The sequence below is a fragment of the Nonomuraea sp. NPDC054003 genome, from assembly GCF_055585125.1.
Window position 1 is genome coordinate 1 of sequence record NZ_JBVJKR010000014.1, and the last position, 20,543, is coordinate 20,543.

General features: G+C 69.4%; 17 protein-coding genes and 2 tRNA genes. 4 read left to right on the top strand and 15 right to left on the bottom strand.

Features of this window, described 5'->3' with window-relative positions; translation table 11 throughout:
- Positions 1-787: 787 nt before the first annotated feature.
- From ACZ6YG_RS32185 to topA, 9 genes are all read right to left on the bottom strand, one after another.
- A tRNA-Thr gene (locus tag ACZ6YG_RS32185) sits at positions 788-861 on the bottom strand.
- A 65-nt stretch (positions 862-926) separates the two neighbouring features.
- Entirely contained in the window at positions 927-1,958 is a 1,032-nt protein-coding gene (locus ACZ6YG_RS32190; RefSeq protein WP_466020064.1) for a DUF2776 family protein, read from the bottom strand.
- Positions 1,959-2,035: 77 nt separating this feature from the next.
- A complete protein-coding gene (locus ACZ6YG_RS32195; protein ID WP_466020065.1) occupies positions 2,036-2,878 on the bottom strand; it encodes a PSP1 domain-containing protein in 843 nt (280 codons plus the stop codon).
- A 141-nt stretch (positions 2,879-3,019) separates the two neighbouring features.
- The gene (locus ACZ6YG_RS32200) at positions 3,020-3,562 is read right to left on the bottom strand and encodes a dihydrofolate reductase family protein (RefSeq protein WP_271275250.1); all 543 of its coding nucleotides are present in this window, start codon (positions 3,560-3,562) and stop codon (positions 3,020-3,022) included.
- A gap of 63 nt (positions 3,563-3,625) precedes the next feature.
- Entirely contained in the window at positions 3,626-4,798 is a 1,173-nt protein-coding gene (locus ACZ6YG_RS32205; protein ID WP_466020066.1) for a DNA polymerase III subunit delta', read from the bottom strand.
- A gap of 9 nt (positions 4,799-4,807) precedes the next feature.
- Positions 4,808-6,850 carry a dTMP kinase gene (gene tmk / locus ACZ6YG_RS32210; RefSeq protein ID WP_148035682.1) on the bottom strand — a complete coding sequence of 681 codons (2,043 nt, stop codon included), beginning with the start codon at positions 6,848-6,850 and terminating at the stop codon, positions 4,808-4,810.
- A 160-nt stretch (positions 6,851-7,010) separates the two neighbouring features.
- Complete coding sequence (locus ACZ6YG_RS32215; RefSeq protein ID WP_148035683.1) at positions 7,011-7,520, bottom strand: helix-turn-helix domain-containing protein; 510 nt, start codon at positions 7,518-7,520, stop codon at positions 7,011-7,013.
- Between the two features lie 63 nt (positions 7,521-7,583).
- Positions 7,584-8,756: a metallophosphoesterase gene (locus ACZ6YG_RS32220; RefSeq protein WP_466020067.1), complete on the bottom strand. Its 1,173-nt coding sequence runs from the start codon at positions 8,754-8,756 to the stop codon at positions 7,584-7,586.
- Between the two features lie 55 nt (positions 8,757-8,811).
- Entirely contained in the window at positions 8,812-11,508 is a 2,697-nt protein-coding gene (gene topA / locus ACZ6YG_RS32225) for a type I DNA topoisomerase (protein ID WP_271275247.1), read from the bottom strand.
- 190 nt (positions 11,509-11,698) lie between these two features.
- On the opposite strand from topA, the gene ACZ6YG_RS32230 reads away from it, so the two are divergent.
- Complete coding sequence (locus ACZ6YG_RS32230) at positions 11,699-11,896, top strand: DUF5703 family protein (RefSeq protein ID WP_148035686.1); 198 nt, start codon at positions 11,699-11,701, stop codon at positions 11,894-11,896.
- Between the two features lie 151 nt (positions 11,897-12,047).
- Here the strand turns inward: ACZ6YG_RS32230 and ACZ6YG_RS32235 are convergent, their stop codons facing one another.
- Entirely contained in the window at positions 12,048-13,979 is a 1,932-nt protein-coding gene (locus tag ACZ6YG_RS32235) for a chaplin family protein (RefSeq protein ID WP_466020068.1), read from the bottom strand.
- A gap of 192 nt (positions 13,980-14,171) precedes the next feature.
- On the bottom strand, positions 14,172-14,645 hold the full coding sequence (locus ACZ6YG_RS32240; RefSeq protein WP_148035688.1) for a hypothetical protein: 474 nt from the start codon (positions 14,643-14,645) through the stop codon (positions 14,172-14,174).
- Positions 14,646-15,027: 382 nt separating this feature from the next.
- On the opposite strand from ACZ6YG_RS32240, the gene ACZ6YG_RS32245 reads away from it, so the two are divergent.
- Positions 15,028-15,113 (top strand) — tRNA-Leu (locus ACZ6YG_RS32245).
- Here the strand turns inward: ACZ6YG_RS32245 and ACZ6YG_RS32250 are convergent.
- The 3 genes from ACZ6YG_RS32250 to ACZ6YG_RS32260 all read right to left on the bottom strand — a co-directional run bounded on the left by ACZ6YG_RS32250 (position 15,095) and on the right by ACZ6YG_RS32260 (position 17,714).
- Positions 15,095-15,577 (bottom strand): hypothetical protein, encoded by a 483-nt coding sequence (locus ACZ6YG_RS32250; RefSeq protein WP_466020069.1) that lies wholly within the window; start codon positions 15,575-15,577, stop codon positions 15,095-15,097. The genes ACZ6YG_RS32245 and ACZ6YG_RS32250 overlap by 19 nt on opposite strands.
- Positions 15,578-15,935: 358 nt before the next feature.
- On the bottom strand, positions 15,936-16,880 hold the full coding sequence (locus ACZ6YG_RS32255) for a hypothetical protein (RefSeq protein ID WP_466020070.1): 945 nt from the start codon (positions 16,878-16,880) through the stop codon (positions 15,936-15,938).
- Between the two features lie 177 nt (positions 16,881-17,057).
- On the bottom strand, positions 17,058-17,714 hold the full coding sequence (locus ACZ6YG_RS32260; RefSeq protein ID WP_466020071.1) for a hypothetical protein: 657 nt from the start codon (positions 17,712-17,714) through the stop codon (positions 17,058-17,060).
- 110 nt (positions 17,715-17,824) lie between these two features.
- On the opposite strand from ACZ6YG_RS32260, the gene ACZ6YG_RS32265 reads away from it, so the two are divergent.
- Positions 17,825-18,970, top strand: coding sequence for a sensor histidine kinase (locus tag ACZ6YG_RS32265; protein ID WP_148035693.1), 1,146 nt, complete (start codon positions 17,825-17,827; stop codon positions 18,968-18,970).
- Positions 18,967-19,626 carry a response regulator transcription factor gene (locus ACZ6YG_RS32270; RefSeq protein ID WP_148035694.1) on the top strand — a complete coding sequence of 220 codons (660 nt, stop codon included), beginning with the start codon at positions 18,967-18,969 and terminating at the stop codon, positions 19,624-19,626. The genes ACZ6YG_RS32265 and ACZ6YG_RS32270 overlap by 4 nt, the downstream gene beginning before the upstream one ends.
- Positions 19,627-19,787: 161 nt before the next feature.
- Here ACZ6YG_RS32270 and ACZ6YG_RS32275 read toward each other — a convergent pair whose 3' ends face one another.
- Positions 19,788-20,417, bottom strand: a complete 630-nt coding sequence (locus ACZ6YG_RS32275; RefSeq protein ID WP_187281529.1) for a DUF998 domain-containing protein — start codon at positions 20,415-20,417, stop codon at positions 19,788-19,790.
- Positions 20,418-20,543 lie beyond the last annotated feature (126 nt).

The following is a 20,543-nucleotide window of genomic DNA, read 5'->3' on the forward strand; positions in this document are numbered from 1 at the left end:
GACAGCCGGGCACCCACGCTGACCACAGCGAGGAAATCGACCTCCAGCCGAAGACTTCAGCCGACCAACTCAAGGTCGAGAAAGATCGAGGCTAGAAAAGGATCAACTCGTCGCTGTCCCCATCACACCATCTTTCTGGCGACGCTGCACCGAACTCAGAAGCCGAGAGATTGGCCACTGGCTCATCAAGCAAGGCCTGGCTCCGTGGCCGAAAAGAAACCCGCCAGCGCTCGTTCTACAACACTTGCAGGACAATCAGTTTGCTGTACGGCGTAGCTAACCCGTAGGGCAATCGAACGTCTGCGATCAGGCGGAGCAATCAACCCGCTCGCCTGATCGCGGCCGTGATCAGGCGCGTGGGAAGGGGTGGCGTGGGCGTGTCCGGGTGTGCGGACGTTGCTGTCAGCGCTGCTGTCACCTCGGCCATGGTCACCCGGTGGCAGGGCCCGACGCGGTGAACTGCTCAACCTCCGCTTGCGGGACATCGACCTCGACGGCAAGCGCATTACCATCAAGGGCTCCGTGGGTGTCGTGGAAGGCCAGGGGACGTCGAAGGCACCGCGAAGAGCGGCAGAACGCGCATGGTGACCATCGACGACACCACAGTGAATGTCCTCAACTGGGTCGCCATGTATGAGCCAAGTACGCCGACGACTACCCCAGCAGCGCCGAGAGTTGCAGAGGAAGACATCCATAGCCTCATACTGCCGACGCGGATGCAGAGCGCTGTTAGCAAGGGTGTTGGCAAAGGCCCCCTGTGATCATCCACAGGGGGCCTTTTACTCGGAGCCGCCTTCGGGATTCGAACCCGAGACCCCTTCATTACGAGTGAAGTGCTCTGGCCGACTGAGCTAAGGCGGCATGCCGCGAACGGCTGCCAAGAGTCTACAGGAGCCACGGGGTACTTCGCTCCCGACAATCCACCCCTACCCCGACGTACCAGCCTCCAGGATCGAGACGATGGAGAAGAGCATGAAGCACACGGCCCCCAGCCCCACCAGCACCCGGGCCGGCACGAAGAAGGAAGCGTCCGAGACCTCCGCCTCGAAGAGGAAGGCCGCGAAGAAGAGGCAGGCCAGTGCCGTGGCCACCGGGATCATGGGGATGCGGTTGGCGAGCGGGAAGGACCGGCGCCAGACCAGGGCCAGGAGCAGGGCCTTGGACAGGATGCTGTAGCAGATCAGGCCCAGCCCGATGAGGACGCAGCCGGGCGCGATGCGGTAGGGCTCGTCGGAGGCGGCGAGGACGTAGATGCCGAAGAGGATGTTGATGGTGCCCATGGCGATGACCAGCCAGCTCCAGCGGAAGCGTTCGGGCTCGTCGAAGGCGTTGCGCACCTGGCGGACGATGCTGGCGACCAGGGCGATCAGGCTGGCGCAGATGGCGGCGAGGCCGAAGACGACGTGGCCTGCCGTGTAGTGGGCGGCGTCGGGCTGGGCCATGAGGATGAAGGCCCAGACGAACCCGATGAGGGCGCAGACGAGAGGGAACGCGATGAGGATCTTCCCCGTGGTCGCCGAATAGGCTTCCATGGGCGCCTCGTCCTCCCGCTTCCGGGCGTCGTTGACCGAGATGAGGGAGAAACTGGTCGAGGCGGTGGCCACGGTGCTGACGCAGACGCTGATCAGGCCGACGCCGGCGACCACGTGACCGGCCACCAGGTTCTGGGGTTTCCCGCCTCGGGTGATGAGGACGATCCCGTAGATGATCGTGAACAGGGCGACCGCGTACCCGCTGACGGGCAGGACGACGCGCCAGATCTTGTTGTAGCGGTCGATCAGTTGGCGGATGATCGTGGCCGCGGTGGTGAAGAGCGCGTAGCAGATGGCGGCCAGGGCCACGACCACGTGACCGGCCACGAAATGGTTGGAGTCCGGGCCTCCCGCGTAGATGTACAGGCCGTACGCGGCGCAGATGACGCCCATGACCAGTGGTATGGCGCGGAAGATCACGCTCATCGTGAAATTCACGGTTCACCCCCCGACAGGCCATGCCTACCCGAGAGTGACAATCAGTAATCAAGCGGTGACGCCGCTTACTCCGTAAGATCCTCCCCTGCGCCGTACATCTTGTCGTGCTGCTGCCGCGGCGAGCAGACGGACGCCGACGGGCACGCGCAGCGCCGCCCCCCGTCGTCCAGACGGACCGTGACCGTGTCGGCCGGAACGTTGTGCCCGATCACGGTTCCGTCGCCCTGCGGCGTGGTCACGCGGCTGCCGGAGCGAGGCATCCTGTACCGGGTCTCGACGTACAGCGGATGCTCGTACTTCAGGCAGCACATCAGCCGCCCGCAGGCCCCGGCGATCCGCAGCGGATTGACCGGAAGGTCCTGGTCCTTGGCCATGCGGACCGACACCGGCTCGAAGTCCTTCAAGAAGGTCGCACAGCACAGGTCCCGCCCGCACGGCCCGATCCCGCCCTGGAGCCGGGCCTCGTCGCGGGGGCCGATCTGGCGGAGCTCCACCCTGGCCCGCAGGTTGCGGGCCAGATCCCGTACGAGAGCGCGGAAGTCGACCCGGTGCGGGGCGGAGAAATAGACCGTGTAGACGTTCTCCTTGTCCAGGAAGTCGACGCCCACCACCTTCATCGGCAGGCTGTGGCGTTTGATCAGTCGTTTGGAGACGCTGCGGGCCTCGGCCCGGCGGCGCTTGTTCGCCTCGTCGCGGGTCAGGTGTTCCTCGCCCGCTATGCCCTCACACACCGGCAGCCCGGTGATCTCCTCGCTCGTGTACTGCGGCGCCCACACGCACTCCGCCACCTCGGGCCCGGCGTCGGTCGGGACCAGGACCTTGTCGCCCACTTTCGGGCTGTGCCCGCCGGGATCCAGGTAGTAGAGCCGTCCGTAGCGGGTGAAGCTCACGGCCATGATCATTCCCATGGGCTCGTGCTCGCCTCCTGACGGCCTCGGGGGTTCTTACGGCCTTCGTTGACACATTACGTGTGCGGTCGCGTGAGCGTGAGAGGGCCGGGGCCATCAGACTTTGATCTCGTCTGCGAGGATGCCCAAGCGGGCGCTGCCTCACTTGGGGACGTACGTGAGCCCCAGGATGCCGGAGTCGATCCGCTTGACGTCCACCAGCTTCAGGTGGGTCGCGGGGATGCCGTCGTAGAGCCGCTCGCCGCCGCCGGCGATCGTCGGGAACAGCCAGAACAGGTACTCGTCGACCAGCCGGTGCTCCAGCAGGGTGCGGCTCAGCTCGCCGCCCGTGCCGACCTTCAGGATGGTCCCGCCGGGCTGCTCCTTGAGCTTGGCGACCCCCTCGGCCACGTCACCGTCGATCAGCGTGGCGTTCCAGGTGGTCTCGCGGAGCGTCCGTGAGGCGACGTGCTTGGGCAGGCTGTTCATCCTGACCGCGTACTCGCCGTACCCCTCCTCCATGCCCGGCCACACCTGCGCGTGCGCCTCGTACGAGACGCGCCCGTACAGCAGGGCGTCCACGGAGAACAGCAGGTCCCGTGAGATGGCCTCATACTCGCCGGACCAGTTGGGCACGACCCACTCCTGCGGGGTGCTGATGACCCCGTCCAGCGTCACGACGCCCTGCTCGATGATCTTACGCATGATCTCGTCCTCTCATTCGACTCACCGACGCGTCGAACGAGAGAACGGGGAATCGACACGCCTTCACACGCGAAGTGCCAGCATCATCGACTCGACGGCGATCTGCGGGTTGACGTTGAGGTCGAGGCGCTCGCGGCAGCGCATGACCGCGTCGACGCGGCGCAGCGTCTCCTCCGGCGTGGTCGTGCGGGCGAGCTGGTCGAGGTCGAAGCGGAGGTCGTCGTTGGCCAGCTCGACCGTGGCGCCGAGCTGCATGGCCAGCACGTCGCGGTAGAACCACACCAGCTCCAGCAGCGCCGCGTCGAGCGAGTCGCGTTTGATGCGGGTGGCGCGGGACTTCTGCCGGTCCTCCAGCTCCTTCAGGGCGCCCGCTCCCCCGCGTACGAGGCCGCGGTTGAGGCCCTTGCCCGTGGAGCCCTCGCCGTAGACCTTGCGCAGCTCGCTCGTCTCGGACTCGTTGAGCGTGGCGGTGGCCGCGGCGGCCTCCTCCTCGGCGGTCTTGACCAGGCGTTCGGCGGCCGTCACGCACTCGCCGACGCCGGTCAGCGACCGCGGGATGGCCAGGACGGCCTCGCGCCTGGCCCTGGCTCCCTCGTCCAGCGCCAGCGCGCGGGCGCGCGGGAGGTGCCCCTGGGCGGCGCGGGCGGCGAAGCGGGCGATGTCGGGGGGCACGGAGTCGCGGGTGGCCAGGACGTGCGCCACCGCCTCGGTGGTCGGCGTGGTCAGGGTGACGAGCCGGCAGCGGGACCGGATGGTGATCATCAGGTCGTCGGGGGCCGGCGAGCAGAGCAGCCACACCGTGCGCGGCGGCGGCTCCTCGATGGCCTTGAGCAGGGCGTTGGCCGCCGACTCCGTGGCCCGGTCGGCGCCCTCGAACAGGATCACCCGCCAGCGGCCCTGCGTCGGCGCGCCCGCCGCCCGCAGGATCAGCTCGCGGGTCTGCTTGACACCGTAGGAGAGCCCGGCGGGACGGACCTGCTCCAGGTCGGGATGGGAGCCGATCAGCACCTGGTGGCACTGGTCGCAGTGGCCGCAGCCGCCGTCGGGACAGAGCAGCGCCGCCGCGAACGCCCGCGCCGCGTCCTCACGGCCCGCGCCCGGCGGGCCGGTGAACAGCCAGGCGTGGGTCATGCCCGCGCCGCGCCCGCCCGCCACGACCTCGGCCGCCGCCGCGGCGGCACGCGACAGCACGGAGACGGACCGGTCCTGCCCCACCAGGTCATCGAAGACGCCCACGCGACAAGGCTAGTCGCGGATGGCGGGCATCGTGCCCGTGACGTCTTCGGCCTCGCGCGGCACCGGGTCGGGCAGGATCTCGCGTACCCGGTCCTGGACGACCGCGGTGATCTGCTCCGGCGGCAGTGTGCCGTCGACGACCAGGTAGCGGTCGGGGGCGGCGGCGGCCAGCGCGCGGAACTCCTTGCGCACCCGCTCGTGGAACTCCAGCGGCTCCGACTCGATCCGGTCGGCCGCCCCGCCGAGCCTGGTCAGCCCGACCTGGGGCGGGGTGTCGATGAGCACGGTCAGGTGCGGGACGAGCCCGCCGGTCGCCCAGGCGTTGACCTTGGAGACGTCGTCGGGGTCGAGGGAGCGGCCCGCGCCCTGGTAGGCGAGCGAGGAGTCGACGTAGCGGTCGCACACCACGATCGCGCCCCGGTAGAGCGCCGGCCGGATGACCTTCTCGACGTGCTCGGCCCGGTCGGCCGCGTAGAGCAGCGCCTCGGCCCGCCCCGACAGGCCGCGCTCGGCGGCGTCGAGCAGGATGGCGCGCAGCCGCATGCCGACCTTGGTGGCGCCGGGCTCGCGGGTCTGCACCACGTCGTAGCCCTGGTCGCGCAGCCAGATGGCGATCATCCTGGCCTGGGTGGTCTTGCCCGACCCCTCGCCGCCCTCGAAGGCCACGAACAGCCCCGGCATCCGCTCGGCCGGCTCGCCGCGGAAGCTCTTCCCCCGCACGGCCGTGATCAGATCGGTCAGGATCGGCACGCCCTTCCTGTCGTCCATGTGGCGCAGGCTGAGCACGCCGACGACCACCGCCAGCACGCCGCCGAGCAGGAGCACCAGGTTGGTGCCGTTGAACTCGTAGCTCAGCGCGCCCACGTCCACGCCGCGCCGGCCGAACAGCGCCGCGAGCGGACCGGCCACGGAGACCACCAGCAGCAGCGTCACCCGTGCCGTGGACTGCAGGAACGAGAACGTGCGCCCGCGCAGGCCGTCTTCGACCTCCAGGCCGATGAGCGTGTAGCCGATGATCCAGGCGATGCCGGCGCAGGCCCCGAGCATCACGGTCAGGATGACCACGATCACCAGGTTGTGGACCAGCGCGATGGCGGCCAGCACGAACCCGGCCACGACCAGCGACAGCCCGAACAGCCGCCGCCGAGACAGGCCGCTGAGCAGCCGCAGCCCGAAGAACATGCCCAGCGCCATGCCGACGAAGACCGCGCCGAACACCACGCCGTAGGCCGCGTCGCCGCCGCCGAGGTCCTCGACGTAGAGCTTGGCGACGCCGATGACCGCGCCGCCCGCCGCGAACGCGCCGAGCATGCCGATGATCAGCCCGCGGACCAGGCGGTTGCCGCCGACGAACCGCCACCCGTCGACGATCTGCCTGAGCACCGACGGCGTGGAGATCGCCCCGTCGCGCTTGGGGATGTCGCGCAGCGTGAAGATCAGGGCGGCCGACACGAGGTAGGCGCCCGCGTTCACGATCAGCGGCAGGGCGGTTGGGTCCAGCCCGGCCAGGAGCGGCACCACGCTGCGGCCGACGTCGGCCACCACCGACAGCATCGCGAACACGGCCGCCGCGACCGGCGCGCTCCCGTACGTGACCAGCAGGTTGAGCTGGTTGGCCGACTCGAGCTGCTGCTTGGGCACCAGGTTGGGAACGGTGGCGTCCTTGGCCGGCACCCAGAAGAGGTTGACGCACTCCACCAGGACGGTGGCGATGATCACCCACTGGTAGCTGTTGACCACCGGGATCGACAGCACCACGGCGAACCGGGCCACGTCGGAGAACACCATGGTCAGCCGCCGGTCGAACCGGTCGGCGAAGGCCCCCGCCAGCGGCCCGAGCAGCACGGCGGGCAGCATCTTGGCGACGAACACGCCGCCGATGGCGAGCGATTGCGTGCGGAAGTCGCCCTGGGTGAGGTTTCCCGCCAGCGCGGTGAGCGCGAGGAGGTTGAGCCAGTCGCCCAGGCTGCACACCGACATGGCCGCCCACAACCTGCGGAAGGGGGCGTTGGCCAGCACGTGAGCCTGACGGCTTCGGCCGATGGCGGTCATGATGTCAGCGTATCCAGGTGTTCTGGGAGTGGGATGACAGCGACGAGTCCGGAAATAACGGACTGGTCGTCGCTGAGGGTAGTACGTCCATGGCCTGGTGCGCATGGCACACCGGGCGAATGGGCCCCACCAACAACATCGCCGGGGGCACGCCGTCGTTTCACATCCGCGCCCTGGCCCGCTCGATGACCGGCGCCCAGCGCGACCGCACGCCCGCCGGCAGGTCGAGCTCGTCCCACAGGTCGACCAGCAGCAGCTCGTCGACGTACGTGAGCAGCTGCTCGGAGTCGCCGTCGCGCAGCAGCGCCGAGTATGCCTGGCGGCGCTGCTCGCGCACGGACAGGTCGTAGGCCCGCTCGCGCACCCGCACCCGGCCGAGCGCCTGGCCCACCGGCAGCCGCGGCAGCCTGTTGGGGACGCCGCCGGTGAACTCCACCTTCGGCTCCAGCGCCAGCCGGAACCCCGCCGCGTCGAGGATGCGGCCCGCGGTCTCCAGCGTGGGCGACTTGCGGGCGTGCTCGTAGGCCGACAGCGTGGTGCGTGACGTGCCGCACACCCCCGCCAGCTGCTGCTGGCGCATGCTGGCCTCGTGGCGCGCCTGCTTCAGCAGCAGGGCGCCGCGAGCGGCCCAGAAAGTGACGTCGGGCAGCCCTCCACCGGGGGAAGACATGAGTGACCACCTCCGAAGTATCCGCCGGGATACTACAGCATGTAGCCGACCGAACGCAGTCGGTTAGCGAATCTCCAGCAGCGTGATCTCGGGCGGCGCCCCCACCCGCACCGGCGGGCCCCAGAACCCGGCGCCGCGCGTCACGTACACCTGGACCCCGTCCACCGCGGCGAGCCCTGACACCACGGGCTGCTGCAGCGGCACGATCAGGTTGAACGGCACCATCTGCCCGCCGTGCGTATGACCAGACAGCTGCAGGTCGACGCCGTGACGGGCGGCCTCGGCCACCTGCACGGGCTGGTGCGCGAGCAGCACGACCGGCCGGCTCTCGTCACGGCCGCCGAGCGCCGCGGCGTAGTCGGGGCCGTCGCCCCCGGCCGTGCCGGTGACGTCGTTCACCCCGGCCAGGTCCAGCACGGCGCCCTGGTGGCGGATCTCCACCCGCTCGTTGCGCAGCGAGCGCACCCCCAGGTCGCTCAGCTCCTCGACCCACTCGCCCGGCCCGTTGGCCGTGTAGTACTCGTGGTTGCCCGTCACGAAGTAGGACCCGTACCGGGACTCCAGGTCGCGCAGCGGCCTGGCCAGCGGCCCGAGTGCCTCGACCGTGCCGTCGACCATGTCGCCGACGATCGCCACCACGTCGGCCTCGAGCCCGTTGATCATGCGGACGATGCGTTCGGTGTGCGCCTTTCCCGTGAGCGGGCCCAGGTGGATGTCGCTCACCACGGCGAACCGCAGGCCGCTCAGCCGGGAGTCGAGCCCCGGCAGAGTGACCGAGGCGCGTTCGATCACGGGGTCGCCGAGCGCCCGCGTCACCCCGTACCCGACCGTGCCCAGCGCGCCCACCCCGGCGGCCAGCGCGGTCGCCCGCCCGATGAACAGCCGCCTGCCGGGGTCGGCGGGCGCGTCGGCGACCAGGACGGCTCCGCCCGCGGGCACGGGCTCCCTCGCGCGCAGCACCGCCGTCAGCACCGCCCGCGGCACCTCCAGCGCCAGCAGGATCCAGAACAGGTAGAACATGACCGCGACCCACATGAAGCCCGGCCAGGCCAGCCACGACAGCCACGGCGCCCGCTGCGCCACGAACGTGACCACCACGAGCACGAACAGCCCGGCCACCGCGAAGGTCAGCCGCCCGCGCGCCGCCCCCGGCCGCGTCGTCGCCCGGACCAGCCGATGCCACAGGTAGAAGTGGACCCCGGCTAACACGCCCAGGACCACGAACAGGAACGCCACGCCGTCATGCTATGAGCGGCCCCGAACCGGCGCGGTCCGCCCCCTGAGAGCCCTCTCAGGACTTGGTGGCGGGCTTCTTCTTCGCGGCCGGCTTCTTCGCCGGAGCCTTCCTGGTGGACGTCTTCTTCGGGGCGGGCGCGCGGTCGCGCCGCTCGGCCAGCAGCTCCGCCGCCCGCTCGATGGTGATCTCCTCCACCGTGTCGCCCTTGCGGAGCGAGGCGTTGGTCTCGCCGTCGGTGACGTACGGACCGAACCGGCCCTCCTTGACCACCACCGGCTTCTTGGAGTGGGGGTCATCGCCCAGCTCGCGCAGCGGCGGCGCGGCCGCGGCCCGCCCCCTGCCCCGCTGCTTCGGCTGCGCGAACAGCTCCTTGGCCTGGTCGATCGTGACCGTGAGCAGGTCCTCCTCGGACCCGAGCGACCGCGAGTCGGAGCCCTTCTTCAGGTAGGGTCCGAACTTGCCGTTGTGGGCCACCACCTGCTCACCGTCGAGTTCGCCCACCACGCGCGGGATCGACAGCAGCCTGAGCGCGTCCTCCAGCGTGATCGTGTCGAGCGACATCGTCTTGAACAGGGAGCTCGTGCGCGGCTTGGGCGCGTCGGCCTTCTTCGTGCGCCGCTTCTTCTCGCCCTCGGCGGGCGGCGCCTCCTCGGGCAGCACCTCGGTCACGTACGGCCCGAACCGCCCGTCCTTGGCCACGATCATGTGACCGGTCACCGGATCGGGCCCGAGCTCGCGGTCGCCGGTCGGGCGCGAGATCAGCTCCTCGGCCTTCTCCGCGGTCAGCTCGTCGGGGGTCATGTCCTCCGGGACGTTGACGCGCGTGCCCTCACGGTCGAGGTACGGGCCGTAACGGCCGACCCGGATGACGATGTCGGTGCCCCTGATCGGGAAGGAGCTGATCTCCTTGGCGTCGATGTCGCCCAGGTCGGTGACCATCTCCTTGAGGCCCTCGTCGCCGTCGCCGCCGTAGTAGAAGCGCTGCAGCTCCGGCACCCGCTCCGCCCGGTCGTTGGCGATGTCGTCGAGCACCTTCTCCATGTCGGCCGTGAAGTCGTAGTCGACCAGGTTGCCGAAATGCTGCTCCAGCAGGTTGACCACGGCGAAGGCGAGGAACGACGGCACCAGCGCCGTGCCCTTCTTGAACACGTAGCCCCGGTCGAGGATCGTGCCGATGATCGACGCGTACGTCGACGGACGGCCGATCTCCCGATCCTCCAGCTCCTTGACCAGCGACGCCTCGGTGTAGCGGGCCGGCGGCTTGGTCGAGTGGGCGGCGACGTCCAGCCGCGAGACGGTGAGCGCGTCGCCCTCCGCCAGGTTGGGCAGCCGCTTCTCCGAGTCGTCGCGGTCGGTCGCCGGGTCGTCGTGACCCTCAACGTAAGCCTTGAGGAACCCGTAGAACGTGATCGTCCGGCCGGAGGCGGCGAACTCGACGTCCTCGCCCGCCGACGACCGGCCGCCGACCTTGACCTGGATCGACTCGCCGACCGCGTCCTTCATCTGGGACGACACGGTCCGCTGCCAGATCAGCTCGTAGAGCCGGAACCTGTCGCCGCTCAGCCCGGTCTCGCCCGGCGTGCGGAACTCCTCACCGGACGGCCTGATCGCCTCGTGCGCCTCCTGCGCGCTCTTGACCTTGCTGCTGTAGAGGCGCGGCTTGTCGGGGACGTACGCGGCGCCGTACAGCTTGATCGCCTGCGAGCGCGCGGCCTGCACGGCGGTCTCCGACAGCGTGATGCTGTCGGTCCGCATATAGGTGATGTAGCCCTCTTCATAGAGGCGCTGCGCCACCTGCATCGTGTACTTGGCGGAGAAGCCCAGCTTGCGGCTGGCCTCCTGCTGCAGCGTGGTCGTCCGGAACGGCGCGTACGGCTTGCGGGTGTACGGCTTGCGCTCGACGGACTTGACGGCGAACGACGAGTCGCCGAGCCTGGCGGCCAGCTCGCCGGCGGCCTGCTCCGACAGGTGGAGCACGTCGGCGTTCTTCAGCTGCCCGGTGCTGGCGAAGTCGCGGCCCTGGGCCACGCGCTTGCCGTCGACGCCGGTCAGCGTCGCGCTGAAGTCGCGCGGCCGCTCCTCCGGCTTGCCGCTGTCGAACAGCGCCTGCAGGTCCCAGTAGTGGGCTGCGGTGAACGCCAGGCGGTCGCGCTCGCGCTCCACCACCAGCCTGGTCGCCACCGACTGGACGCGGCCGGCGGACAGCCTCGGCTTGACCTTCTTCCACAGGACCGGGCTGACCTCGTAGCCGTAGAGGCGGTCGAGGATGCGGCGGGTCTCCTGGGCGTCGACCAGGCGCAGGTTGAGCGAACGGGGGTTGGCGACGGCGTCGCGGATGGCCTGCGGGGTGATCTCGTGGAACACCATCCGGTGCACCGGCACCTTCGGCTTGAGCACCTCGCGCAGGTGCCAGGCGATCGCCTCGCCCTCGCGGTCCTCGTCAGTCGCCAGGTAGAGTTCGTCGGCGTCCTTCAGCAGCTGCTTCAGCTTGCTGACCTGAGACTTCTTGTCAGGGTTGACCACGTACAACGGCTCGAAGTCGTGCTCGACGTTCACGCCGAGGCGTGCCCACGACTCCCCTTTGAACTTCTCGGGGATGTCGTCGGCCTTCTCCGGCAGATCGCGGATGTGGCCGATGCTCGACTCGACGATGTAGCCGGCGCCGAGGTAATCGCCGATGGTCTTCGCCTTGGCGGGCGACTCGACGATCACCAGACGTCTTCCGCCGGCACTGCCGTTGTTGGCTGGCACGCTGCTTCCTACCTCGCTGTTCGCTTGCAGTCCCCCTGCCGGACGTCCGGCATAGATCTGAAAGGTAACCCCTCGCTCGGAAATTTCCTTCCCCCGGGCTACCCACTGGCTTCCGGGTCCATCCACGAGCACGCAGAATAGGGCCCATCGAGCGGCATGGCGCCCTGACTCACCCTGGAGACTAATCGTTGTGCTCGACTACTCCTACATGGATCTCTTCATCCCGCGCGACCTCTCCCGAGAAGCCGCACGTCAGCTGCTGACCGAGCACGCAGAGTACGGCAAGTGGGAACTCGCCCGAGTGCGCAAGCACGCGGACGGCAGCAGGCACGTACGCCTCCGACGCAAGATCGTACGGGTGCGCAGCACCCTCGCACGCCCAGGCTGAACACCCGGGCATGGCTTTGCCCGTCCCGGGCCGCGCCCCCGGAACGGGCAAAGCGTTCAGCGCGCGCTGCCCCTGGACGGCTTCCAGGGGCAGCGGCCGTATGCGGACACCTACCTATGAGCTATCCGAGGCGCGGGTCGCTCAGCGGGTGTCACTTGCTGGTGGGACGGAACCGGCGGGTGGCCGCGAACAGGGTCGCCGTCACCGCGAACAGCCCGCCCAGCGCCAGGGCCAGCAGCGAGGCGGCGGACATCCCGGTGACGCCCGCGGGCTGGGCGGCGCTCATCAGCCCCAGGTCGCCGGCGGGCAGGCCGCGGGTGAGCGACTTGACCGTGCCGCCGACCGGGGTGGCGGCGACCAGCTCGGTGGCCGGGTTCGCGGAGCCCGCGGTGTGCTTCTTGGACGGCTTGGCAGGCTTGGCCGACTTGGCGGGCGTGGCCGGGGTCGACGGCAGGCCGGGCATGCCGGGCACCTGCGGCAGGCCGAGCTGGCCGACGACGTCGCCGACGACCGGCAGGCCGCCGCCGCTCATCTGCTGGGAGGCGTTGCCGAGACCCTGCGCGCCGCTCAGCGCGGGCAGCACGGGCAGGGCGGGAACCATGCCGCCGCCGCTCTGGTGTGCCTTGCCGGCCAGCGGGATGTTGCGGCCGTAGCCCTTGCCGGGGCCGGGGCGGCCCACGTGGGCGCCGCCGAGGCACCCGGCGGCGGCGTCGCCCAGGACGGCCACGGCGTTGCCGCAGACGTTGACCGGAGCGGTGATCGGCGCGACCAGTTGGTTGCCAGCGAGCACGCCCGAGCGGCCGGACGTCCTGTTACCGCCCGCGCCGGAGCCGCCGCTCTTGTGCACGCTCGCCCCGCCCTTGCAGTGAGCCTCGGACTTGCCGAGCGCCGCCACGGCGTTGCCGCAGGCGTTGATGGGGGCGGTGATCGGGGCCACGATCTGGTTGCCGGAGAGCACGCCGGACCGGCCGGACGTCCTGTTGCCGCCCGCGCCCTTGCCGCCGTTCTTCACCGAGACGCCGCCGACGCACCCGGCGAACGCGTCACCCGCCACGGCGACCGCGTTGCCGCACACGTTGACCGGGGCGGTGATCGGGGCCACGATCTGGTTGCCGGAGAGCACGCCCGACCGGCCGGACGTCCTGTTGCCGCCGGCGCCGGAGCTGCCTCCCTTGTTGTGCACGCTCGCCCCGCCCTTGCACCCGGAGGTCGCGTTGCCGACCGAGGTGCCGCAGGCGGTGATCGGCAGGTTGATCGGGGCCACGACCTGGTTGCCGCTGCCCGCGCCGAACCGGCCGTCGGTGTCGTTGCCGGTGGAGCCGCGCTGATAGCCGTGGCTCTGGTGGCGGCGGCCGCCGTCGTTGGTGACGGACGCGCCGCCCCGGCACCCGGCGAACGCGTCGCCGAACGCGGCCACCGAGTTGCCGCAGATGTTGACCGGCGCGCTGATCGGCGCGATCACCTGGTTGCCGCCGAGCACCGAGCCGCGGCCCGACGTGGTGTTGCCGCCCGCTCCCGTACCGGTGTTGCGCACCGAGGCCCCGCCCTGGCAGCCCGCGGCCGCGTCCCCGAAGATCGCCACGGCGTTGCCGCAGGCGTTGATCGGGGCCGAGATCGGCGCGTTGATCTGGTTGCCGCCGATGATGCTGCGGTCACCGGAGGTGCGGTTGCCGCCCGCGCCGCCCTTGCCGGACTTGCGCACGGTCGCGCCGCCCTTGCACCCGGCGTCGGAGTTGCCGAACAGCGAGACCGCGTTGCCGCAGGCGTTGACCGGCGCGCTGATCGGCGCGTTGATCTGGTTGCCGCCGAGCACGCTCGACTCGCCGGAGGTCCGGTCGGAGATGCCGCCCCTGCCCTGGTCGACGACCGACGCGCCGCCCGCCGAGGTGGCGGTGGAGTCGCCGGCCACGCCGACGGCGTTGCCGCTGATGTCGATCGGCAGCGAGACCGGCAGGTTGACCTGGTTGCCGCCGCCGATGGAGTGGTCGCCGTCGGTGTCGGCCGAAGCCGTGCCGCCGCCGAACGACAGGACCGCCACGGCGAGCAGAGCCGCGGGGGTGGAAGCCTTCGCCCATGTACGCATGAGAATGCTCCTACTGATGTTTGGGGGGAATTACCTGACAGCCCGCGGCCGGCCCGGAGCCATGCGAGAGCACAGCGGAAACCCCGGGGAGCGCGAACCTGCTGAAGTGATCGACATGTCACCCGCTGACGGAGGGGAACTCGCCCACGCTCCGCCGCCGGCCGGAAAAGGGCCGGAACCTTGTGGCGGGGATTAGTCAGGTGAGAAAGAAGGGTCGTCCGCCGCTGCGCGGACGACAGGGGGTCGCACGTAAGCGGGAACGACGCGCCTCACATCGAGCCGCGGGTCGAACCCGTACCGTGTGACATCCCCCATGCTCGGCCCGAACGGGCCGTTGCCACCGCCGGTGGGCACCAGACCGTCGGTGTCGAGAATCTGGCCAGTGGGGCCGGGCGACGGCAGACCGTGGTCCGACTGGCTGGTGAGCCCGTCGACCGTCAGCCCCGCCATGGCCTCGGCGTCGTCGGACGCCACGACCGCGAGGGATGAGCCGTTTCCTGACGCCGCTCCTATCGCCGTCCCTGTCGCCGCGATGGAATCCGCGGCCGCGGGAGCGGCGGTGAGCATCTGGAAGACCACGGCGAGCAGCCAGCCGGCGGCCACAAGACCGCCGACTGCAACCGCACGCACCAGGACCCGACGAGCGACGGCCGCGAACCGCGCCATCCGGTCAACCCGGCGGGCGCCGGTGGGCACGCTCCGCACAGCGAGGGACCGCTCCCTCTGCCGCTGTGCGGTCATGCGTGCCACGTGACCTCCCGAAAGGACGACCGGCGCAAGGGCCGGTCGCACGACAACCCCTCAACGGTCCGTAACCGTAGCAGTACTCAAGGTTGTCGCAAGCGCTTTTCACCGGAGATCCAGCAACTGGTCAAGCCCGCCCGCCCAAACCCCCTCGAACCACCCTCGCGCCCCATGACACGGCCTGCTCCCGGCGACCTGTGCGTCACGCATGGCGTCTCTCCCCATAGCTGGTATGACGCACCCCGAAAGGTTTGCTAACCTTACGGAGCCGACGCGGGATGACGGTCTCGCGTGCAGGCACCACGTCCGGGTGGCGGAATAGGCAGACGCGCTAGCTTGAGGTGCTAGTGCCCTTTGCGGGGCATGGGGGTTCAAGTCCCCCCTCGGACACACACCGCTCGCACATGTGGGGGCTCCGGAGCAATCCGGGCCTCCACATACTGCTTTTCCAGGTAGAACGTAAGCTTTAGGCCGAGCTGGGTGTAGAGCACGGCCTTGTCGTCCGGGTCCGCTTCGCCGACCAACCGCACCAAGTCTCCGACCTTCTCGATCATCGACCTGATCTCCGCGACGCTGATGCGCTGCGCGGCCGGGGCGGCCTTCAGCTCACCCACCAGGCGGGCGCGTTCAATCTTCGTCTCGTTGATCCATCCGGCGATCTCGATAGGGTCCCCTCCGGCATCGAGGGCAGAGCGGTACTGACCCAGCTTGCGATCACACTTCGACAGGCGTTTCCGCAAGTCGACCAGGGCCGCCTCGTTGGGGTCGATCACCTGCTCGGCCGCGGCCGCGATCGCGCGTTCCAGCGACTTCGGCCCGAACTCGGTCCCCAGCCGGCCATCGACCTCATCCAAGATCTCCGACTCCCGCAGGTCATCCGCAGCGCCGCCTCCGACGAACAGACCGCGACCCGCCTCTACAGCGCTCAACCCCATCGAGGACTGGCCCGGGCCTCCACCAGATCCCCCTCTACAACGAGCCCACCCTGCTGGTGGCCCGCGCCGGGCATCCCACGCAGCAGGCGCATACGCTGCCGGAACTGCTCCACTATCCGTGGATCGTCCCGCTCCAACAGACCGCGCTGAAGCACGACCGACAGACGCCGCACCACGTCCAAGCGGTGAACGCCGGCAAGTTGCCGCGCCGACGCGCGATCCCTTGCGTTCAGACGTGAGCGCAGCGGCACGCCTTCCGTCCGCATCCGATTCCGCGCTACAGGGCGGCTTTGTTCATGTCGACCATGGTGTCGAACGCCGGCAGGCCTCCAGCGGGAGCGCGGACGACGCCGACCTGAGCCGGCTTCGGCCGTGCGATGGTCGTGGCGGGACCCCAGGACACGACCTTGATCACAGCGCCGCCGTCGGCGCCTTTCCGCTTGTCCTCGACACTCCAGCCCGACCCGAACTGGAAGGGCAGGCCATTCGCATCGAAAATGATGCGCCAGCCGACGGCCCTGTTTGCAATACTCGCGTCAGGCCGCTTCCTGGCCACCTCACGAAATGTGGGCGACAATTTGTAGAGCTCGCCGAACGTGATGGAGCCCGAATACCATCCGGTCTTCCTCATGGCCGGAGTTTTGCCGGCCGGATTCGGCAGGCCGAACTTCCGCTCGTCGGCGTCGGCAATCAGCGTCTTGAGCGTTCGGATCTCGAAGATGTTGATGACCTGGTCACGGAAAGCCGTGGCCGCGGGGGTGCCCTTTCCGCGCCGCGCCCAGGTCTTTCCCTCAGGCAGGCCGGCGGTCCACAACCGCCCCGTGTCGTAGAACCAGCCGTTCGTGTTGACCCAGCGGTGCGGCCGAGTCTGAGTGAGCAGGCTTTTCGCGACCAGATCGCCTTCGGCGGCGTGTTCCTTGGCGAGCGGGAGGTTCTCCCTGTCGAAGTTCACCCGGCGGGTGAGCCCTACCGCGGCGACTCCGTTCCTGCCCAGTTGCAGCCTTCCGTCCTGGATCGGGTTGAAGCGGAACACGCGGGCCATGTTGTCGGCGGATCTGTTTCTGCCGTTGAACGTGACGGTGCCGTACTGGGTGAACTTCATACTCGCGCCCTTGACAAGCTTCTGCTGCACGGCTCGCACCACATCAGGAATGGCGGCCTCGGCCGGAACCGGCGTTGCGAGCATCGCCGCGGGGCCGATGAGTACGGCGGACAAGAGCACTGGTGAACGGTGCATCGACGTATGCCTTCTGCTACAGGCCAGAGAACGGCCACTGATCGCGAAAGCGTACCATTCGCGTGAGCGAGTCTGCGGAGTTGGAGAACTCGAATCATTTGCGGTCTTCCTTCGCTTCGGTTCCGCTAGGCCACACCGTTTTTCAGGAGCGGAACCCTCAGCTCAGTCAGTCACGGCAGAAGACCTGCACTCGTCCTGGCGTGCGGCGAGCAGGCCGGCCGCGAGCCCACTGCAACCGGCAAGAAGCAGCAGCCCGGACAGGTACATCGCCCACGGGCTGATGCCGCTGCCGACGAACTCCACCGCGAGCCACACCCACAGCACCGGGCCGACCCATCGCGGATGCACGTGCGAACGGAAGTGGGCGATCGACAGCAGCAGCATGCCCACCACGGTGCCGACCACACCGATCAGGAGGAACGGGACGATCAGGGCCGACTGCTCCTGCGCGGCGATCAGCTGGGAGTAGGCGTCACGGTGGGCGGGCTCATCGGCCATCACGACCTGGGTGAGCGTCCAACCGCCGGCTACGGTGTGGCCGAACGCGCCGAGCACCCCGAACACGCCGCCGATGATCGTGAGCCGCGGGAACCTCGGCCGCAGCCAGGCGACCAGCCCCACGACCGCGACCGCGAACGGCAGTTGGGACCAGAGGAACATCTGGGCGGCGGCCGACGCGCCCGCACGCGCGTCGGCGATCGTGGCGAGCCACTGCGCCCGGTCATCGGGCAGCTCGGGCTGTAGGGCCATGAAGCCGACGCTGAGCAGGGCGAACGCGAGGAGGCAGACCGCTATGAGAATGCGAAGGTGTCGTGTCACGTGCGACAGTCAAGTCTGAGCGGCTCGTCGCTGTAGTCGGCCGAAAGTGGTCAGCGGTGTCGACTTCGGGCTGATGTCTTCGACCTGCTCGTCCCCTACAGTTGACCCCCATGGACGTGTGGTGGCGCCGGACCGCCGATGTCGGCCTGTGTCTGGCCGTACTCGTCACGGGCCTCACCGAGATATGGCTTCCGCTCGGATCGCGGCAGGGCGACGGGGATCCGCTCGCGACGAGCGTGCAGGTGCTGGTCGTCGCGGCTTCGCTGTGGTGGCGGCGCACCCACCCGATCCCGACGACCGCCGTGACGATTGTCGGGCTGTGCGCCTCGGCCCAGCTTGGGTTCCTGCTGTTCTTCGGGCAGTTCGTGCCGTTCCTGATCGCCGTGTTCTCGGTGGCGCGCCATGGCAAGGGACGCGAGCCGTGGATCGGTGCGGCTATGGCCGGCGCTGCCCTCATCTACGCCGACCTGCTCATCGATCTGCTCGGCGGGTTCGGCGAAATGCTGTACCACTGGGGTGTCGTGGGCGTCTGCTTCGCCTTCGGCCGCTGGCAGTCGATCATGGCCAGTCACGCCCGGTCCTCTCAGCGGCGGGCGGTGGCGGCCGAGGTCGCCGCAGCCGAACAGGCGGCACAGGCCGTCATCGAGGAGCGCACCCGCATCGCCCGCGAACTGCATGACATCGTCGCACACGCGATGAGCGTGATGGTGGTACAGGCGGGCGCGGCCGAACAGATGGTCGCCGACGACCCCGACCGGGTGCGCCGTACTCTCGTCACTATCCGACGCACCGGCAACGGCGCCCTCGCTGAAATGCGACGGGTAGTCACCATGCTTCGCGACACCGACGAGGTCGGCCTGCTCTCACCCCAGCCCGGACTGTCGGGCCTGCAGACACTGGTCGACGACGCTCGGAAATCCGGGCTTCCCGTGGAGTTCACCGTGGCCGGGGCGCCGCGGGCGCTGCCCGCCGGCCTCGACCTCGCAGCATTCCGGATCGTGCAGGAGGCGCTGACCAACGCGCGCCGCCACGCCAACGCCGCCACCGAGGTCAGCGTGGGAGTGACATTCAGCGCCGACGAACTGCGCATCGACGTACGTGACGACGGCTGCGGACGCCCGGGCACCGCCGGAACCGGACACGGCCTGATCGGAATGCGGGAACGGGCGGCGCTGTACGGTGGAACGCTGCAAGCCGCCCCACTGCCCGACCGCGGGTTCGCCGTCGCCGCCGTCCTTCCCCTGGAACCGGCATGACCCGCGTGTTGATCGTCGACGACCAGGCGCTTCTACGGGAAGGCTTCCGACTCATCCTCGAAAGAGGCGGCCTGGAGGTCGTCGCCGAGGCCAGAGACGGAGTCGAAGCCGTCACCGCCTGTGCCGAACACCGCCCCGACGTCGTCCTCATGGACGTACGGATGCCCCGGCTGGACGGCATCGAAGCCACCCGGCGGATCGTTGCGCGGCAGCCCGGCGTCCGCGTGATGGCGCTGACCACCTTCGATCTCGATGAATATGTGTACGGCGCCCTGCGGGCGGGCGCCAGCGGGTTCCTCCTCAAAGACGTCCCTCCCGATGACCTGGTGCACGCGGTGCGCGTCGTGGCCCGGGGCGAGGCGATGCTCGCTCCCAAGCTCACCCGCCGGCTACTCGACCGGTTCGCCACAGCGCCTTCCACCAGCCCAGCTCCGCTGCCCAACGTGACCGAACGAGAAGCGGCCGTGCTGCGGCAGGTCGCACGAGGTCGATCGAACGCCGAGATCGCCGGCGCACTGTTCCTCACCGAGGCCACGGTCAAGACCTATGTCTCCCGTCTGCTGACCAAGCTGAACCTCCGCGACCGTGTGCAACTCGCAGTCCTCGCGTACGAATCAGGCCTGGTCCAAGCCGGCGACCGAGGCTGGGACGCGTAGCCCGTCACATCGGGCTCGTTTCACAGCGCGATCGCCTCCGGCCCGAGCAACGCCTTGACGTCGGCGGCGAAGCTGGGCTCGGCCGTCTTCGTCGTAGCCTCCGAGAAGGCGATTCGCCAAGGCCCACCGCCACGCTGAGCCATCGAGCACAGCAGAACCACCTACACGCGGACCCGCTTCGCGTGCTCCAGGGCGATCGCCGCGAGCCACAGCCAGGCGAGGACCGCCGCCATGTAGAAGGCGACCCCCGTCGGGATCAGCACCGCCATGCCCGAGACGATGAGCACGGGCAGGGCCACGCCGGTCGCGATGGAGACGACCTGCCAGAGGCGGGCGCGCTCGCGGCCGTACGCCCGCCCGAACACGAACGTCGCGGCGATCAGCGAGCCGAACGCGAGGTTGAAGGCGACGGAGTGCATGATCGCGGTGGTGGTCATCACCGGCTGCAGATCCTGAGGAGTGCCCTCGGGGAAGCCGAGGCCCGCGGGTGCGGGGAAGATCCCGGCCAAGATCAGGCCGGCGCCGAAGATCGCGGTGAGGACGGGACCGGCGACCGTGCGCGGCCGGCCGGCCCGCGCCTCGCGCAGCCCGATCGCCAGCGCGATGACCGCGATCCCGCTGATGACGAAGGTGCTCGCCATCAGCCAGCCGCGGTCGCCGAGGCTGAGCATGCTGATCGCGTGTCTGGTCAGATCGAAGGCCGGCCGGGAGATCGCTTCGACTGTCGCGACGGCCATGAACAGGGCGGCCGCGAACGGTCCGAGGGCGAGGGGGAAGCGGGCGCTGGTCATGGGTCGATCCCTTCGGGGTGGATGGTGAAGGTCCTGCGCGATCACCGACATTTATTTTTGTCCATAAGATGATTGTTGTCTAGACAAAAACTTCATGTCGCTGCAGACTGTCCGCCATGAGATCGG

Bases quoted from the DNA above. Each gene is read 5' to 3' on its own strand.
- ACZ6YG_RS32190 (WP_466020064.1), bottom strand. From the start codon at position 1,958: ATGAGCGTGATCTTCCGCGCCATACCACTGGTCATGGGCGTCATCTGC.
- ACZ6YG_RS32195 (WP_466020065.1), bottom strand. From the start codon at position 2,878: ATGGGAATGATCATGGCCGTGAGCTTCACCCGCTACGGACGGCTCTAC.
- ACZ6YG_RS32200 (WP_271275250.1), bottom strand. From the start codon at position 3,562: ATGCGTAAGATCATCGAGCAGGGCGTCGTGACGCTGGACGGGGTCATC.
- tmk (WP_148035682.1), bottom strand. From the start codon at position 6,850: ATGACCGCCATCGGCCGAAGCCGTCAGGCTCACGTGCTGGCCAACGCC.
- ACZ6YG_RS32215 (WP_148035683.1), bottom strand. From the start codon at position 7,520: ATGTCTTCCCCCGGTGGAGGGCTGCCCGACGTCACTTTCTGGGCCGCT.
- ACZ6YG_RS32235 (WP_466020068.1), bottom strand. From the start codon at position 13,979: ATGCGTACATGGGCGAAGGCTTCCACCCCCGCGGCTCTGCTCGCCGTG.
- ACZ6YG_RS32240 (WP_148035688.1), bottom strand. From the start codon at position 14,645: ATGGCGCGGTTCGCGGCCGTCGCTCGTCGGGTCCTGGTGCGTGCGGTT.
- ACZ6YG_RS32265 (WP_148035693.1), top strand. From the start codon at position 17,825: ATGGACGTGTGGTGGCGCCGGACCGCCGATGTCGGCCTGTGTCTGGCC.
- ACZ6YG_RS32270 (WP_148035694.1), top strand. From the start codon at position 18,967: ATGACCCGCGTGTTGATCGTCGACGACCAGGCGCTTCTACGGGAAGGC.
- ACZ6YG_RS32275 (WP_187281529.1), bottom strand. From the start codon at position 20,417: ATGACCAGCGCCCGCTTCCCCCTCGCCCTCGGACCGTTCGCGGCCGCC.